This window comes from Leisingera sp. ABD4_442 (assembly GCF_056160905.1).
In genome coordinates, this window is sequence record NZ_JBSWYB010000013.1 from 1 (window position 1) to 17,097 (window position 17,097).

Genomic DNA, 17,097 nt, shown 5'->3' on the forward strand with positions numbered 1-17,097 from the left:
ACAATCGACGACCTGGAGGAGGCCCTGGCCCCCAAAGAGGTCTCCGAAAACACCGGCAAAATCAAAGTCCCGGGGGCAGCGCTGGCGGACGACAGCAGCTTGGGCCTGGCAGCACCGGAAACCCCGGTTTTTGCCATGACCGGCCGCCATAAATTCGAGGCGGAAGACCGTTCCGCCTATGTGTTTGATCATGACAGCCGTCTGGCGCTGGCCAGCGGCACCATCGCCTTTCGTTTCAACGCGGGCAGCTTGTCCGGCAACCAGACACTTCTCTCCAAGGATGCCGCAGATTTTGGCGATGGCGGCCATCTGACAGTCTATCTGGATGACACCGGCAAGCTGCTCGTGCGTCTGCAAGACAGCGAAGCCTCACATTATTTCACTGCCGCAAATGCGGTCCAGGCAGGCAAGGACTATGACTTCAGCCTGAATTTCGGCAGCGGCGGCGTGGAAATCTACCTGAACGGCGCGCGGATCGCCTATGACACCGGCCTGGATTTCAATTGGACGAGCAACGAGGAGGCCCTGATCGCCGGCGCTTCGGGCTGGAGCAACACGCCCGGCGAAACCAGCAAGATCCACAGCTATTTCGACGGTTCCATCAGCGGGCTGGCAATCTATGGCGAAGTTCTGAGCGGCGAAGACGTGTTCGGCAGCAATCCACGCAGCGACCATGCGTATATTGATGGCCGCATCGACAGCTTCCAGTTCAGCCGCGGCGGCGGTGAAACCAGTATCAGCAAGGGCGGCACCGCAACCACGCTGGACCCGGGTGATGCTTTTGCGGCATTCAAGGACATCACCATCCGGACCGCCGACATCCAATTCGGCTCGCAAACCGAAGATGATCTGCGCGGCGCGGACGGCGCCGACGTGCTGATCGGGCGCGGAGGCAATGACCGCCTGCAGGGCCATGGCAATGACGACCTGCTGCGCGGCGGCGGCGGCAATGACAGTCTCTATGGCGGCGGCGGCGAGGATACGCTTTCGGGCCAGTCCGGCGATGACAAGCTGGCAGGCGGCAGCGGCCGGGATCAGCTGTTCGGCGGCGACGGCAATGATACCCTCTATGGCGAAGATGGCTCCGACTGGCTCTATGGCGGGCTGGGCGACGACCGATTGCAGGGCCACAGCTGGAATGACTCCGGCCAGTCCAGCAAGGACCGCGCGGTGTTTGATGGAAATTTCGAAGACTACAGCTTTGAAAGCTACACCTACTTCGATTCCAACCGCGGGACAGATGTCACCCGTCTGACGGTGACCGATGCCGCCAGCGGCGGTGCCGACGGGTTCTATGAAGGCCGCGACCAGCTGCTGGACATCGATTTGCTGGTCTTTGCGGATCAGACGGTTGCCTTCGGCGGCCTGCTCTGACACCCGCACTGCAGCTGTTGAAAACCACGGGACTGGCAGCCAGCGCCTGCCGCCAGTCCCACCCGCGAACGCTCATCTTCCGGGAAGTTTTTTGTTGAAGTGCGGCCTGCGAACTGGCTAGCAGAATACCGCCCATCAAATAATTGACAAAATTAGTAGCTTATTATACCCGCCGCGCTCAAAGGAGTTGCGGATGTTCTACGACCTGGCAAATTTGCGTGCATACGGGGACCGGACCTGCCTGATCGCGGCAGACGGGACCAAGACAACCTATGCGCAGCTGGCCAGCGGTGCCGCACAGTTCAGCACGCTGCTGCCGCAGGACCGGCGGCTGATTGCAATTGAAGCCGCGGCAAGCCCCGAAACCATTGGCGCATACCTCGGAGCCCTGGCGGCCGGACATGCGGTCATGCCGCTGCCGGCAGGAGACGCGGCAACTGCGGCAATGCTCGAAGAGCGCTTCCGCCCTGCCGCCAGTTTCCGCTGCCGCGGCAGCACCTGGGAGCTGATGGCACACACCCATGAGGCGGCAGAGGTTCATCCGGACCTCGCCTTGCTGCTGCAAACCTCCGGCAGCACCGGCCACGGCCGCGGCGTGCGCCTGTCCGCCAAAGCCCTGGACAGCAACGCCCGCGCCATTGCGGAATATCTGGAGATACAGCCCCGCGACCGCGCCGCGCTGATCCTGCCGCTGCACTATTCCTATGGCCTGTCTGTTCTGCATTCGCATCTCGCCGCCGGCGCCAGCCTCTGGCTTGCTCCCGGCTCGGTGCTGGACGCAGGCTTTGCCGATGCGCTCGAGGCCTCCGGCGCCACCAGCCTGGCTGGCGTGCCGCATCACTTCCGGCTGCTGGACAGCGCAAGCCTGTCCCATGCGCTGCCGGAAACCATCAAAGCCCTCACCGTTGCAGGCGGTGCGATGGAAATGGAACAGGTCCGCACATGGGCCGCGCGGATGCAGGCCCGGGCCGGGCGGTTCTTTGTCATGTACGGCCAGACCGAGGCAACCGCCCGGATCAGCTACCTGCCGCCTGAACAGGCTTTGGACCACCCCGGCGCCGCTGGCCGCGCCATCCCCGGCGGCCAATTAATGCTGCGCGACGCGGGCGGCAGGGAAATCACCGCGCCCGAGGGCGAGGGTGAGCTGGTCTACCAGGGCCCGAATGTGATGATGGGCTATGCCGAAAGCCACGCCGATCTTGCTAAGGGCGCGGAACTTTCCGAACTCGCCACCGGCGATCTGGCCCGGCGCGATGCAAACGGGCTTTACCATATCACCGGGCGGCTGTCGCGGATGTCAAAGATCGCAGGCCTGCGCATCGGCCATGACGCCATTGAGCGCGCCCTGGCCGCCCAGGGGCATGAGGCGGCGGTCTGGGGCGACGACAGCCGCATCTGCATCGCCATCTGCGGACCGCAGGACGGTATCGCCGCGCTGGCCGCCAAGCTCACCGGTGTCGGCCAGCAGCATTTCATCGTGTTCCCGCGCAAATCCCTGCCGCGGCGGGCCAATGGCAAGACCGACTATCCGGCGCTTAAGGCGCAATCTGCCAAACCCGCGCGCGCCAAAGGCGTGCTGGCTGCTTACCAGGCCGCCTTTGCGCCACAAACCATTGGCCGCAATGACAGTTTTGCCTCGCTGGGCGGCGACTCGCTGCGCCATGTCGAACTGTCCCTGGCCCTGGACGAGGCGCTCGGCGGCGCCCCTGCGGGCTGGGAAACCATGCCCGTCAGACAGCTGGAGCAAGCCGCCCCGTCCCCCTCGGCCAGCCTGCCCTTTGACCTGGCGGCCCGGGTGATCGCGATCCTGGCAGTCGTGGTGGCGCATCAGACTTTCTGGCCGGTCTTCGGCGGCGCCGCGGCGATGGTGATCCTGATGGGAATGAGCGTCGCAGGCTTCCGCTGGGAGGCGCTGAAATCCGGGGATATGCGCAGCTTCTTCAAACCCGTGGCGGCGGTGCTGATCCCCTATTACCTGATCCTGGCGGGCTATGCCGTGGCCTGGGAACAGGTGCCTTGGGTCTCACTCTTCTTGGTCGGCAACTTTGCCGTGACGACGCCTGAAACCCACCTGATGCTACCCTATCTCTATTGGTTCATCGAGGCTTACCTGCAGATGACCCTGCTGGTGGCGCTGCCCTTTGCCCTGCCGCCGGTGCGGCGCTGGCTGGCGGAACAAGGCGCCTTCCGCACAGGCCTGTGCTTTCTGGGGTTTGCCGTCGCGCTGCGCCTCGGTGTGCCGGAAATCTGGAACATCGGCGGCCGGGCGCAGTTCACCGTGCCATGGGTCTTCTACCTGTTTGTGCTTGGCTGGTGTATCACCGCCGCCAGCACATTGGGGCACAGGCTGCTGGTGCTGGCGGCCGCCTGCGTCATCATGCCAATGGCCGCCTATCTCGGCGGCAACTGGTACGGCGGCTGGATCAAATACATGTGGCTCTTGGCACTGATCGCCGGGCTGCTGTTCATCCCGCGCTTGGCGATGCCGCGCTTCGCCGTGCGGCCGCTGATGCGACTGGCGCAGGCCGCCTTCCACATCTATCTGCTGCACCGCTTCGTGCCCGAGCTGCTGATGCCACTGGCCGGCCTCGAAGGCCGCAGCCCGCTGAATGATGCGCTGGCCATCTTCGGCGGCATCGCTCTCGGCCTCGCAGCCGCTGCCCTGCAGCGCCAACTGGTGCAGGCCTGGTCCCAGGCACGGAACCGCCGCCAGCCGGCTGTGTTACAGGCCTAAGACAGCGCCGACACCGCGGCCCCAATCCGGGTCAACGCCGTGCGCAGCTCTGCCTCAGACGTTGCATAGGAAATCCGGAAATAGGGCGAAATGCCAAAGGCCCGCCCCGGCACCACCGCCACATGGTGCTGCTCAAGCAGGTAGGCGCAGAAATCCGCGTCCGTTTCCAGCAGCGCACCCTGCGGCGTGCGCTTGCCCAGCACGCCTGCGCAATTGGCAAAGGTGTAAAACGCCCCCTCCGGCACCGGGCAATCAAGACCTTCCATGCCATTCAAGGCCGCCACCACCAGATCGCGTCGCGCCTGGAAACTGGCCCGCCGCTCCGCCAGCACCTCCTGCGGCCCGTTCAGCGCTGCCGCGGCAGCGGCCTGCGACACCGACGACGGATGCGAGGTCGACTGCGACTGGACCACTTTCATCGCATCGATCAGCGCCTTCGGACCGCCCGCATAGCCCAGCCGCCAGCCGGTCATCGCATAGGCCTTGGAGACGCCGTTGACGGTCAGCACCCGGTCCTTCAGCCGCGGCTCCACCTGCGCGGGCGTGGCAAACTCAAAGCCGCCATAGGTGATATGCTCATACATGTCATCCGCCATCAGCCAGACATCCGGATGCCGCAGCAGCACCTCCAGCAGCGGCTGGTAGTCCGCCGCGCCGTAGCCCGCCCCTGCCGGGTTCGATGGCGAGTTCAGCAGCAGCCAGCGGCTGCGCGGGGTGATCGCCGCCTCCAGCTTCTCAGCGGTCAGCCGAAAGCCGGTCTCGCTGCCGCAGGGCACCAGCACCGGCTCGCCGCCCGCAATACGGATGATGTCTGAATACGACGTCCAATAGGGCGTCGGCACGATCACCTCGTCTCCCGGGTTGAGGCTGGCCATGAAGGCATCGAACAAGATTTCCTTGGCTCCGGTTCCGGCGGTGATTTCATCCAGAGCATAATCCAAGCCATTGTCGCGCTTGAACTTGGCCTGGATCGCCTTCCGCAGCCCCAGCGTGCCGCCAAGCGCAGTGTACTTGGTTTCCCCCGCCCGCATCGCGGCAGTGGCGGCCTCTTTGATGTGGTCAGGCGTGTCGAAGTCCGGCTCGCCCGCGCCCAGGATGATAACCGGCGCGCCCTGGCGTTTCATTTCGGCGGCCTTGGCGCCGATTGTCAGGATTTCCGAGACCTCAAGCGGCTCAAGACGGCTGGCGCGGCGGAAGTGGGCCATGGCAAAGGTTCCTTGCTGGTTTTTGCGCACCCAGAGTGAAGCTTCCGGTTGCGCTGGAAAACCAGCCGGTCCCGACCGCATCCATTCCAGTTAGTCATGGCTAGCGGCTCACCTCAATCCGGCCGCACCCGCAACTGCTTGCGCATCCAGGCCTCCAGCTTCTGCACCGCCTCCGGCACCGGCCCGTGCGGGCGCACCAGGAAATAGCGTTTGCGCGACTCCAGCACAGGCCCCGGGATCCGCAGCAGATCGCCGCCCGCAATCTCCCGCGCCACCATGTCATAGGGCACAATCGCCGCGCCCAGCCCCGCCGCTGCCGCCGCAATCACCATCGAGTGCTGGTCGAAATAGCGCCCGTCCTGGCGCGGGCTGCCAGCCAGCCCGGCACGCTCGAACCACTCCGCCCAGGACCCCGCCCGGCTGTCCAGATGCAGCAGCGGCGCCTGCGCCAGGTTGGCGGCCAACTCCAGCTGATGCGCGGCATAAAACCCCGGCGCGCAGACCGGCACCATTTCCTCGCCGAACAGCGGTGCCATATGGGTGCCGGGCCAGTTATCCAGACCGTAATGCACCGCCAGGTCGAAGTTTTCCCGCGCAAAATCAAACGGCTCCAGCCGGGTGGAGAAGCTCAGTTCCACCTCCGGGTGGCGCTGAAAGAAATCCGGCAGCCGCGGGATCAGCCACAGGTTGGCAAAGGCCGGCAGCACCGCCACCCGCAAAGCCGAGCGCCCGGCCCCGGCCGCCGCCGCCTTCTGCAAGGTCGCGCGTAAGCCCGCCAGGTCCAATTCCAGATCCGCCGCCAGCCCCTGCCCCGCAGGTGTCAGCACCACGCCGCGCCCGGCCCGCTGGAACAGGTCGAACCCCAGGTCCGCCTCCAGCTCCTTCACCTTCTTGCTGACCGCGCTTTGCGTCAGCCCCAGCTCCTCGCCGGCCGCGGTGAAACTCTGATGCCGCGCGGCGCTTTCAAAACAGCGCAGATGGGTCAGGCTTGGCAGGCGCATTTCAATTCTCCTCCAACTGCGACAGAAGCCACTCGCGGAACTTGATCAGCGGATAGTCCTCCGCCTGATCTGCAGGCCAGACCAGGAAATACTCCCCCAGGCTCACCGCAGCCCCCTCCATCGCCAGCGCCAGCCGCCCCTGGGCAATCTCGTTCTCCGCCAGGAAGTCCGGCAGCAAGGCCACCCCCAGCCCATGCACTGCTGCCTGCGTCATCGCTGAGGACTGGTCAAACAGCATGCCCTTCAGCTTCTGGGCCGGCACTTCATGCATCTGAAACCACTGTTCCCAACTGTCCGGATGGGTCTCCAGATGCAACAGCGGGTAACTAAGCAGCTCCGCCGGAGAGGCCACCGGCCCCTCCATCAGCCCCGGCGCACAGACCGGCAGCACATGTTTCGGCATCAGCGGCAGATACTCCACCCCCGGCCAGTCCCGGGTGCCGTAATGGATCGCCGCCTGCGCTGTGCCCGCATCAAAGCTGAACGGCAGATTGTGGGTGTGCAGGTTCACCGTGATGCCCGGATGCGCAGCGGCAAACTCCCGCAGCCGCGGCGCCAGCCAATGCAGGCCAAAGGACGGCAGGATCGACAGCGTGAAACTGCCCCCGTCCGGGTTCGCGCGCAGCTTGACCGAGGCCTGTGCCAGCCGCGTCAGCACCGCCCGCGCCTCCTTGGCAAAGCCTGAACCCGCAGGTGTCAGCTGCATCCGCATCTGGTCACGGGCAATCAGATCCACCCCCATCTGCTCTTCCAGCTGCTTCAGCTGGCGGCTGATGGCGCTTTGCGTCAGCGACAGATCCTCCGCCGCGGCTGAGGCACTGCCCAGCCGGTCCACAGCCTCAAGGGCCAGCAGCGAAGGGATAGAAGGGAGGAACCGGCGCGGGGCAATCATATGATGTTAACTCATGGCTTCAGGATTTAGTTTCATTAGCAATCCAGCGCCGCCGGTGCAATTTCTATATCAGACAGACGCCCCGCAGGGCATTTGCGCAAACCAGCCAAAAGTTTTGCTCATGCCCCGCCCCATGCACAAGGACGCCGACATGCTCCATTCCGACATCCTCGCCGCTGCAGGCCTGACTGAGGCCGAACTCACCGGCGGCAGCCTCTCCGTCACCACGCCGGTGGACGGCAGCGAAATCGCCCGCCTGAAAACCCACAGCACGGCGGAGGCCGAAGCGCAGATCACCGCCGCCAAGGCGGCTTTCAAATCCTGGCGCCTGATGCCCGCCCCGCGCCGCGGCGAACTGGTCCGCCTGCTGGGCGACGAGCTCCGCCGCGAAAAGGAAAACCTGGGCCGCCTCGTCACCCTGGAATGCGGCAAGATCTACCAGGAGGGGCTTGGCGAAGTGCAGGAGATGATCGACATCTGCGACTTTGCCGTAGGCCTCTCGCGGCAGCTTTACGGTCTCACTATCGCCTCGGAACGTCCCGGCCACGCCATGCGTGAGAGCTGGCACCCGATGGGCACCTGCGGCATCATCACTGCCTTCAACTTCCCCGTCGCCCCCTGGTGCTGGAACGCAGCACTTGCGCTGGTCTGCGGCGACCCGGTGATCTGGAAACCGTCGGAGAAAACCCCGCTCACCGCGCTGGCGGTGCAGAAGATCTGTGAACGCGTCATGGCCGCCTTTGGCGATGACGCGCCCGAGGGCCTAATCCAGGTGCTGATCGGCGAGCGTGATCTGGGCGAGGCGCTGACCGCCTCCAATGACGTCGCCCTCATTTCTGCCACCGGCTCGGTACCGATGGGCAAGGCGGTTGCCGCCGATATGTCAAAACGCCTTGGCCGCACCATCCTGGAGCTTGGCGGCAACAACGCGATGATCGTCGCGCCCTCCGCCGATCTGGAAATGGCCCTGCGCGCCATCGTCTTCTCCGCCGTCGGCACCGCCGGCCAGCGCTGCACCACCCTGCGCCGCCTGATCGTGCATGAAGACATCTATGACGCGCTGATCCCGCGCCTGATCAAAGCCTACGCGGACCTGCCGATCGGCGATCCGCTGGCGGACGGCACCCTGGTCGGCCCGCTGATCGACAGCGCCGCGCTGGACGCAATGACCAGCGCGCTGGAACGCGCCAAGGCCGAAGGCGGCACCGTGCACGGTGGCACCCAAGCGCTGGCGGACAGCCACGGCGATGCCGCCTATGCCCATCCTGCCATCGCCGAAATGCCCAGCCAGACCGCGATCATGCACACTGAAACCTTTGCCCCGATCCTCTATGTGGTGAAATACGCCGATCTGGACCAAGCTATTGAAATGCAGAACGAAGTGCCCCAGGGCCTCTCTTCCTGCATCTTCTCCACCGACGTGCGCGAGACCGAATATTTCCTCTCGGCAGCGGGCTCCGACTGCGGTATTGCCAATGTGAACATCGGTCCCTCCGGCGCTGAGATTGGCGGCGCTTTCGGGGGCGAAAAGGAGACGGGCGGCGGCCGTGAAAGCGGTTCCGACGCTTGGAAAGGATACATGCGCCGGCAGACCAACACCGTGAACTATTCACGCGAGCTGCCGCTTGCTCAGGGGATCAAGTTTGACATCTGATCTGGCGTCCAGCCTCTGGCAGCAAACCTGCCAGGAAAACCCCGCCTTCCCGGAACTCACCGAGGAGGCGACAGCCGACCTCGTGGTGATCGGCGGCGGCTACACCGGCTGCTCCGCCGCGCTGAAGGCCGCGGAACTTGGCGCCACCGTCTGCCTGATCGAGGCGGAGGAGATCGGCAGCGGCGGTTCGGGCCGCAATGTGGGGCTGGCCAATGCCGGCCTCTGGCTGCCGCCCGAAGACATCAACGCCGAACTGGGCCCGGAAACCGGCAACCGCCTTTCGCAATTGCTGGCCGGCGCGCCGGAAATGGTGTTCTCGCTGATCGCCAAACACGCCATCAAATGCGAGCCGGAACACAACGGCACCCTGCATTGCGCCCACGCGCCTGCCGGCCTTGAGGACCTGCAGCGCCGCCACGCCCAGCTTCGCGCCACCGGCGCGCCGGTCAAACTGCTCTCCCGCGAGGAAGCCATCCAACGCACCGGCTCCGAAGCGGTGCACGGCGCCCTGTTCGACCCGCGCGCAGGCACCATCCAGCCGCTGGCCTACGCCCGCGGCCTCGCCCGGGCCGCCGCAAACGCAGGCGCAGAGCTGCACGCGCATTCCCCGGCCACCGCGATCCGCCGCGATGGTAGCACTTGGCATGTCACCACCCCCAAGGGCAGCCTCCGCGCCAAGCATCTGATCATGGCCACCAACGCCTATGCCCGCGACATCTCGGGCTATGACGCCCCGCAGCTAATCCCGGTGCATTACTTCCAGGCCGCCACCGGCCCGCTGCCAGGCCCCCTGCTCAAGAAGATCCTGCCACACAAGGAAGGCTGCTGGGACACCGCCTTGGTGATGTCCTCTTGGCGCCTCGATCAGGCCGGGCGGCTGGTGATCGGTGGCATGGGCGCGCTCAACCACTTCGGCAGCGCCCTGCACCGCAGCTGGCTGCCGCGCAAGCTGGCGGCGCTCTATCCGGAGCTGAAAGATGTGAGACTGCGCAGCCACTGGCACGGCCGCATCGCCATGACCACCGAACACTTGCCCAAGATCCTCGACCTGCAGGGCGGTTATGCCTGTTTCGGCTACTCCGGTCGCGGCATCGGTCCCGGCACCCTATTCGGCACCGCAATGGCCGAGGCACTTCTGACCGGCGACCAAACCTGCCTGCCGGTGCCGCCCGCCAGCGGCCACGCAATCCCCTTCGCCGGCCTGCGCAGCGCCTATTACGAGACCGGCGCCACGCTCACCCATCTAATCAGCAACAGATGAAAAAGGCGGGCCGTTATGGCCCGCCCCACGTGCTCAGCAGCCGGCGATCGCCGCGCCGATTTCCTGCAGCAGCGCCGGGTAGAATTGCGCCCCGGGCTGCAGCTTGGCGCCGAGCGGATCCAGCACCGCGGTACCCGCGCCGGTGCCGTCCAGCACAGTGGCGACCAGACCCGGATTGAACTGCGGCTCCGAGAACACGCAAGCCACATTCAGATCCGCCACCACATCGCGAACTTCCGCAACCCGAGCCGGGCTCGGCTTGACCCCATCCCCCAGCGAAATCGCGCCGGCCGCATTCAGGCCAAAGCCGCGCTCGAAGTACTGGTAAGCATCGTGGAACACGATGAACTGCTTGCCCCGGAACGGCTCCAGCTGCGCCGAGATCGCGGCCACAGTTTCCGCAATCTCCTGCTTGCCCGCCGCGGCATTGGCCCTGTAGGCAGCGGCATTGTCCGGGTCATGCTCTGCCAGTTCTTGGGCAATCACATCCAACCAGGCCTGCGCATTGGCCGGCAGCAGCCAGGCATGCGGATCATCACCTTCATGATCATGGCCGGCATGCGCATCGGCGTGATCATCATGACCTTCGTGATCATCATGACCGTCTTCAGCATGATGACCGTCTTCAGCATGCGCCTCGTGATCATGGTCGTCATGGTCATCATGACCTTCGGTCGCATGATCTTCGTGATCCCCATGATCCTCATGCCCACTGTGGTCATCGTGATCACCATGGCCCTCATGATCGCCATGATCATGCGCCTCAAACCGGGCACCCTCGCGGAACGGCAGCACCGTGGTGCCCGCAGCCTCCAGCAGCTCCACCCGGTGCGCATCGCCGGCCAGCTCCTCCAGCGGGCCGTGCAGCCAAGGCGTCAGCGCCTCCCCCATCCAGAACACCACATCCGCCTGATCCAGCGCCCGCGCCTCGGAGGGGCGCATCGAATAGCCATGCGGCGACGCGCCCGGCGGCACCACCAGGGCAGGTTCCCCCACGCCCTGCATCACCCGCGCCACCAGCCCGTGCACCGGTGTGATATCCGCCGCAACCCTGGGCACCTCCGCCCAGGCTGCCCCTGTCCCCGCCAAAAGCGCTGCAACTGCCACCGCGTTCCGCATGCCATCCTCCGATGTAACTTTATAACATTCGCCCGGGTTGATAAACGTCATAACATTACATATCAAGAGCCAATCCTGCCCACCCCCGGAGGCCTGATCCCATGGAGTCCATCGGTTTCGAACCGCATGACCACAGCAGCTGCGTTCACGACGGCATCGCCGCCGCCGAATCCCATTGCCGGGCAAACGCGCTGCAGTTCACCAAGGTGCGCCGCCGGGTGCTGGAGATCCTGCTGCAGGAGCACCGCGCGCTTGGCGCCTACGACATCCTCGACCGGCTGCGCGAAGAGGGCCTCGGCTCGCAGCCGCCCGTCGCCTACCGCGCCCTGGATTTCCTGGTCAAAAACGGCCTCGCCCATAAGATCGAGCGCCTGAACGCTTTCATCGCCTGCACCCACCCGGGCGAGAGCCACGCGCCGTTCTTCCTGATCTGCCGGTCCTGCGATGCGGTTGCCGAAGCCTCCCGCGAGCCGTCGCAAGGCCAGCTCGGCCAGGCCGCCCGCGCCGCCGGCTTTGTCATCGAACGTGCCGTGATCGAGGCCGAAGGCCTCTGCCCGAAATGCCAGGAAACCCCCGCGGCATGAGCCTGATTTCCCTCGACAGCCTTTCCGTTACCTACGGCGGCAACACGGTTCTGTCCGGCGTGACCCTCAGCATCGAGGCCGGCGAGATCGTCACCGTGGTTGGCCCCAACGGCTCCGGCAAATCGACCCTCTTGCGCAGCGTGATCGGTGCGCTGAAACCCTCGGGCGGCACCGTTGCACGCACGCCCGGCCTGCGCATCGGCTATGTGCCGCAGAAACTGCACATTGACCCGACCCTGCCGCTGACCGTACGCCGCTTCCTCAGCCTGCCCGCCCGCGTTTCCGATACCCGCGCGGCAGAGGCACTGGCGCAGGCAGGCGCCGGCAATCTAGCCGCGCGCCAGATGTCCGGCCTCTCCGGCGGCCAGTTCCAGCGGGTGCTCTTGGCCCGCGCCCTGCTCAGCAAACCGCAGCTCTTGATCCTGGATGAGGCCACCCAAGGCCTCGACCAGCCCGGCTCGGCTGCCTTTTACCAGCAGATCGAGAAAGTCCGCCAGGACATCGGCTGCGCGGTGCTGATGGTCAGCCACGAGCTGCATGTGGTGATGGCGGCCTCTGACCGGGTGATCTGCCTCAATGGCCACATCTGCTGCGAGGGCGCGCCCGAGCATGTTGCCAGCGCACCGGAATACCGCGCCCTGTTCGGCACCGGCACTCAAGGCGCCCTGGCGCTTTACCGGCATGAGCATAACCACAGCCACGATCACGGCTGCGACCATAATCACGGACACCAACACGAGGCCGCCGAATGACCCTGCTGGACGATTTCCTGATCCGCGCCGCTCTGGCGGGTATCGGCGTGGCGCTGGCCGCCGCGCCCCTGGGCTGTTTCGTGGTCTGGCGCCGGATGGCCTATTTCGGCGATGCCACCGCCCATGCCTCTATCCTCGGCGTGGCGCTGGCGCTCAGCTTTGATGTGTCGGTTTTTGCAGGTGTTCTGGCCACCGCGCTGGCAATGGCCACCACGGTCTCAGCGCTCGCCGGGCGCGGCTATGCGATGGACACGCTGCTGGGGGTGCTGGCGCATTCCTCGCTGGCTTTCGGCCTGGTTGCCGTCTCCTTCCTGCAAGGGGTGAGGATTGATCTGATGGCCTATCTGTTCGGTGACATCCTGGCGGTGAGCCGCCTCGACCTGGCGGTGATCTGGAGCGGTGCGGTGCTTGTGCTGGCGCTGTTGTGGTGGCGCTGGTCGGCGTTGCTGACCGCCACCCTGAACCCGGACCTGGCCCATGCCGCCAGCATCGATCCCCGGCGCGAGCAGATGGTGCTGACAATTGCGCTGGCACTGGTGGTGGCGGTGGCGATCAAGGTGGTTGGCGTGCTGCTGATTGCCGCCATGCTGCTGATCCCGGCCGCCGCCGCCCGCCCCTTTGCCGCCACCCCAGAGCGCATGGCCGTCATCGCCGCGCTGCTGGGCATGCTGGCAGCCACCGGAGGGCTGAAGCTCGCTTTTGTTCTGGACACACCTGCAGGCCCCAGCATTGTCTGCCTGGCCGCCGGCCTGTTTGCTTTCTCCAGCCTGGCCGGTGTGCTGCGCCGGACCTGAAAACCGGCACAGCCCGGGCACGGGCTCGACGCGGGCTGCCTTGCCTCGGAACCGCCCCGGGGCGCATCAGCACAGAAACCGCGCCGCGGCCGGCCTGCATGACACGGCAAAACCGCAAGCGGCATACGCCAACAGCAGCACGGCCGAGTTTCCGGCCGCCAGCCAGCCCTGGTCTGCTGCCAGTCAGCTGCCGGTGCGCTGCAGCCCTTCGCAGCTGGTCCATTTGCTGATCGCGCCGGTCAAGGCTTTCTTGTTGATCGGTTTGCTGAGGAAATCATCCATCCCCGCTTCCAGGCATTTTTCACGGTGGCTGTGCAGCGCGTTTGCCGTCAGCGCCACAATCGGGCATTTGCCGCCGCCGGCCTCTGCCTCGATACGGCGCATCTCGGCGGTGGCCTCAATCCCGTCCATCACCGGCATCATCATATCCATCAGCACAATATCCGGCCGTTCCGCCTGGAACTGCTGCACCGCTTCCAATCCGTTTTTGGCAATGCTGATCTTGAGCGGCGCATCCTTCAGCATTTTGGTGACAACCAGCTGGTTGGTGCGGTTATCCTCTGCCAGCAGCACCTTCACAAGCCGCTCATCCCCGGCCCTGAGGCCTTTATCCTGCCCTTCCGCAGCAGGCTGCTGCGCCGGTTTGCTCAGCACCCGGCTGATCACCTGCCGCAATTGCTCCGAACGGACCGGTTTGAGCGCAAATTCGCAGATCCCGATAGCCTCGCAATCCGCCCGGTTCAACGCATGCTCCACCGAAGACAAAACAATCAGAGGCACAGCCTCAAACCCGGGCATGGCGCGGATACGCGCCGCTAGTTCACGGCCGTCCATCGCTGGCATCTGGTAGTCTAGAATGATAAAATCGAACTTGCGGCCGTCCAGCTGCGCGTCAGACAGGATTTCCAGCCCCGCATGCGCCGAAGCCGCCAGCGTGCAGGTAACACCCCAGGCCCCCAGCCGCTCCGACAGGATCACCCGGTTCAGTTCCAGATCGTCCACCAGCAGGCCATTCAGGCCCTCGAAGCTGCGGGCGCTGCCAGCCCGGTCCGTTTCGACATGCCCGCCTGCCTTCAGCGGCAGCTCGACCGTAAAGACGGACCCCTTACCCGGTTCGGAAACCACCCGGACCGACCCGCCCATCAGATCCAGAAGCCGCGCAGAAATCGCCAGCCCCAGGCCGGTGCCCTCGAAATTGCGGGTCGCTGCGTTGTCGGCCTGCTCAAAGGCGCGGAAAATCTGCCCGATCCGCTCCGGCTCAATGCCAGTCCCGGTATCGGTGACCTGCAGGGTCAGCTGGTGACGGCCGTCTTTTTCCTGCCCTGTCACATCGATATAGACGTAGCCCGCATTGGTGAATTTGACGGCATTGCCGGCGATATTGGTGATCACCTGGCGAATCCGGCCCGCATCCGCCTCGAAGACTTCAGGCAAGGCCGGATCGTAGCGCATGGTGATCTCCACGCCCTTTTCGGCCGCCTTGGGCGACAGCAGCGTCACCACATCCTCCACCGCCGTCTGCAGGTTAAAAGGCGCTTCGTTCAATTCGACCTTGCCCGCTTCGATCTTGGAGAAATTCAGGATGTCATTGATGATCGTCAGCAGGGCCGAGCCGGACTTGGCGATGGTTTCCGCATACATCCGCTGGTCGTCGTCCAGCCGGGTTTCCTGCAGCAGCTCCGCCATGCCAATCACCCCGTTCATCGGGGTGCGGATCTCATGGCTCATATTGGCCAGGAATTCCGACTTTGCGCGATTGGCAATATCAGCGGCCTCGCGGGCCTGCTCCAAAGCATATTCGCGTTCGTCACGCTCGGAAAAGGTCTCTTCCAGAACGCTCACCGAAAAATCCAGCGCTTGGAACTCACGCGATGCATACCAGGGCAACGGCCGCAACGGGCTTCGCAGGCCTGCGATCGCATCCGACATCCGCGTGTGAATCCGCTGCAGGGGCCGCAATGCCAGCCCATGCACCAGCAGCAGAACCAGCAGCGACAGCGCCAGCACCGGCACCACTGTCCAGATGATGATCTGGCGCACCTTGGCCGCCACCAGCGCTTCGCCGTCGCGGGTGGACCATTCCACCACCATAGTGCCAAAGGACGCCCCCTCCAGCTCAATCGGACGCTCATAGATCACGTGGCTGCCGTCCCGCACGGCACCTGGTGCTTCGGCCGAGGCCAGCAGCTTGCCAGCCGGGCTGCGGATCTGAATCGAGACAATCTGCGGCTTGCGGGTGACCGCCTCAATCAGGCCGGTCTCCAGCACCGGCACATCCTCGACGATAATCGATTCAAGCATAAGTCCGCTCAGCAGCGATACCGTCAGATCCGCTTGCTCTGCCAGCTGCTCTTCCAGCCGCTGCACCTCCTGGCGCTGCGCCAGATCCCCGACGGCAAAGCCGACGGCCGAAGCAGCCAGCAGCAGCGACAGCACGATCTGGAAAAGGATGCCTGTACGTCTCATAGTCTATTGCGGCACCTTAAAAGGCCAGGCTGCGGTCCATTGCCCGGCGGATAATGTCATAGTCCTGATCGGTACCCAGCAGGAAACCGTTCTTGGAGATCCGGCGCACGATTTCCTCATTCTCCGAGGACAGCATCACCTGGCGCATGGCTTCCAGCACATCCGGCCGCATCCCGGACGCGGCCAGCCACGGTTTGGTGACATTGTCAAAGGAGGCCAGCACCCGGATCGGCACCCCCTTGGCGACCAGCTTCTTAAAGGTGCTTTCCTTCAGCGCGCCTGCGGAATATTTTCCCGCGCCCACCGCTTCACCAACCAGGTCGTGACGGCCAAGATAGTCGAACTGATGCAGATCGGCGCTGCTGATCCCCGCGTCCAGCAGATATTCCTGCGCCAGGTAGCGTCCGATGGTCGACAGCTCATCGCCAAACGCAAAGCTGAGCCCGGCCAGATCCTCGACCGATTGCACATTGCTGTCCTTATGCACGACGATCACACCCTTGAACCGCTTGCCGCCGTTTTTCGATTCCATCGCGACAATCTGTATACCGGGGTTCTCCGTCATCACATGCACGTAGGAGGCCGGCCCGAAACGGGCAAAATCAACCTCGCCTCTGGCCAGCTGCCGGATGCCTTCTCCGTATTCCTTGGCGATCTTGAGCCGGATCGACACAGGCTCTCCCAGCTCCTCGCTCATGCGGCTGGACAGAAAGGACAGAAAGGGCTGGTACTTTTTTACCGTTGCAGTTGGTTTATCGGCTGCATAGGTTCCAAAAACCAGCTCAACCCCCGCCCGCCCGGCGCCGGGCAACAGCAAGGCGAAACAGGCCGCCAGCGCCGCAGCGGGAGCTGCCGCCCGCAGGCGCAACCTGAAAAATTCAACGATACCAACGATCCACACTAACAGGGTCACGGTTCTAGCCTCCTGACTGCTTTCGGCTGGCACGGCAGGCGGGCCGCCACTCTTCGTTACATGGCACATGGTTAAGAATACAATGTTAACGCACCTGCAATTCTCCAAAAAATTTTGCGGTTCTTTTATTCTTCCTCCGCTATATTAACGGTTCAGTAAGATTTTCGTAATCTTTTAGGCAAATTCGCCTCAAATCAGAATACCAGCCCGACTGGCTCAACAGGAACTGCCGTGAAGAACACCTCTTTGCCACTCCGGACCTTGCGGTCCGTCCGCCGCCCGGCACAAATTACTGTGCTGGCTTCGCTTTTTGCGACGCTCCCCATCGCAGCCCTTGCTATTCCCTCA

General features: G+C 64.4%; 13 protein-coding genes. 7 read left to right on the plus strand and 6 right to left on the minus strand.

From position 1 onward, the window contains the following. Together ACXAHG_RS11960 and ACXAHG_RS11965 are read left to right on the plus strand one after the other, a co-directional pair. Nucleotides 1-1,374 (plus strand): LamG-like jellyroll fold domain-containing protein (locus ACXAHG_RS11960; RefSeq protein ID WP_475057568.1); only part of this gene is annotated, 1,374 nt, incomplete at its 5' end. A gap of 193 nt (nucleotides 1,375-1,567) precedes the next feature. Further along, on the plus strand, nucleotides 1,568-4,108 hold the full coding sequence (locus tag ACXAHG_RS11965) for an AMP-binding protein (RefSeq protein ID WP_475045450.1): 2,541 nt from the start codon (nucleotides 1,568-1,570) through the stop codon (nucleotides 4,106-4,108). Here the strand turns inward: ACXAHG_RS11965 and ACXAHG_RS11970 are convergent. The 3 genes from ACXAHG_RS11970 to ACXAHG_RS11980 form a co-directional block, all read right to left on the minus strand. Next, nucleotides 4,105-5,313, minus strand: a complete 1,209-nt coding sequence (locus ACXAHG_RS11970; RefSeq protein ID WP_475045451.1) for a pyridoxal phosphate-dependent aminotransferase — start codon at nucleotides 5,311-5,313, stop codon at nucleotides 4,105-4,107. The two genes, ACXAHG_RS11965 and ACXAHG_RS11970, sit on opposite strands and share 4 nt — an antisense overlap. Nucleotides 5,314-5,426: 113 nt before the next feature. Continuing rightward, nucleotides 5,427-6,314, minus strand: a complete 888-nt coding sequence (locus ACXAHG_RS11975; RefSeq protein ID WP_475045453.1) for a LysR substrate-binding domain-containing protein — start codon at nucleotides 6,312-6,314, stop codon at nucleotides 5,427-5,429. A 1-nt stretch (nucleotide 6,315) separates the two neighbouring features. Further along, the gene (locus ACXAHG_RS11980) at nucleotides 6,316-7,206 is read right to left on the minus strand and encodes a LysR substrate-binding domain-containing protein (protein WP_475045454.1); all 891 of its coding nucleotides are present in this window, start codon (nucleotides 7,204-7,206) and stop codon (nucleotides 6,316-6,318) included. Nucleotides 7,207-7,357: 151 nt separating this feature from the next. Here ACXAHG_RS11980 and amaB point away from each other — a divergent pair, with 151 nt between their 5' ends. Together amaB and ACXAHG_RS11990 are read left to right on the plus strand one after the other, a co-directional pair. Continuing rightward, on the plus strand, nucleotides 7,358-8,860 hold the full coding sequence (gene amaB / locus ACXAHG_RS11985) for an L-piperidine-6-carboxylate dehydrogenase (protein WP_475057730.1): 1,503 nt from the start codon (nucleotides 7,358-7,360) through the stop codon (nucleotides 8,858-8,860). After that, nucleotides 8,850-10,121 carry an NAD(P)/FAD-dependent oxidoreductase gene (locus ACXAHG_RS11990; protein WP_475057570.1) on the plus strand — a complete coding sequence of 424 codons (1,272 nt, stop codon included), beginning with the start codon at nucleotides 8,850-8,852 and terminating at the stop codon, nucleotides 10,119-10,121. Before amaB ends, ACXAHG_RS11990 begins: the two co-directional genes overlap by 11 nt. Before the next feature lie 33 nt (nucleotides 10,122-10,154). Here the strand turns inward: ACXAHG_RS11990 and ACXAHG_RS11995 are convergent, their stop codons facing one another. Further along, on the minus strand, nucleotides 10,155-11,240 hold the full coding sequence (locus ACXAHG_RS11995) for a zinc ABC transporter substrate-binding protein (RefSeq protein WP_475057572.1): 1,086 nt from the start codon (nucleotides 11,238-11,240) through the stop codon (nucleotides 10,155-10,157). A 101-nt stretch (nucleotides 11,241-11,341) separates the two neighbouring features. On the opposite strand from ACXAHG_RS11995, the gene ACXAHG_RS12000 reads away from it, so the two are divergent. From ACXAHG_RS12000 to ACXAHG_RS12010, 3 genes are read left to right on the plus strand one after another with little or no spacing between them, the layout of a single operon-like run. Next, nucleotides 11,342-11,824, plus strand: coding sequence for a Fur family transcriptional regulator (locus tag ACXAHG_RS12000; RefSeq protein ID WP_475057574.1), 483 nt, complete (start codon nucleotides 11,342-11,344; stop codon nucleotides 11,822-11,824). Next, nucleotides 11,821-12,576 carry an ATP-binding cassette domain-containing protein gene (locus ACXAHG_RS12005; RefSeq protein WP_475057577.1) on the plus strand — a complete coding sequence of 252 codons (756 nt, stop codon included), beginning with the start codon at nucleotides 11,821-11,823 and terminating at the stop codon, nucleotides 12,574-12,576. The genes ACXAHG_RS12000 and ACXAHG_RS12005 overlap by 4 nt, the downstream gene beginning before the upstream one ends. After that, nucleotides 12,573-13,370, plus strand: a complete 798-nt coding sequence (locus ACXAHG_RS12010) for a metal ABC transporter permease (RefSeq protein WP_475057579.1) — start codon at nucleotides 12,573-12,575, stop codon at nucleotides 13,368-13,370. Before ACXAHG_RS12005 ends, ACXAHG_RS12010 begins: the two co-directional genes overlap by 4 nt. Nucleotides 13,371-13,553: 183 nt before the next feature. Here the strand turns inward: ACXAHG_RS12010 and ACXAHG_RS12015 are convergent, their stop codons facing one another. After that, nucleotides 13,554-15,836, minus strand: a complete 2,283-nt coding sequence (locus ACXAHG_RS12015) for a response regulator (protein ID WP_475057581.1) — start codon at nucleotides 15,834-15,836, stop codon at nucleotides 13,554-13,556. 16 nt (nucleotides 15,837-15,852) lie between these two features. Beyond that, a complete protein-coding gene (locus ACXAHG_RS12020) occupies nucleotides 15,853-16,749 on the minus strand; it encodes a PhnD/SsuA/transferrin family substrate-binding protein (RefSeq protein ID WP_475057583.1) in 897 nt (298 codons plus the stop codon). Between the last annotated feature and the right edge of the window lie 348 nt (nucleotides 16,750-17,097).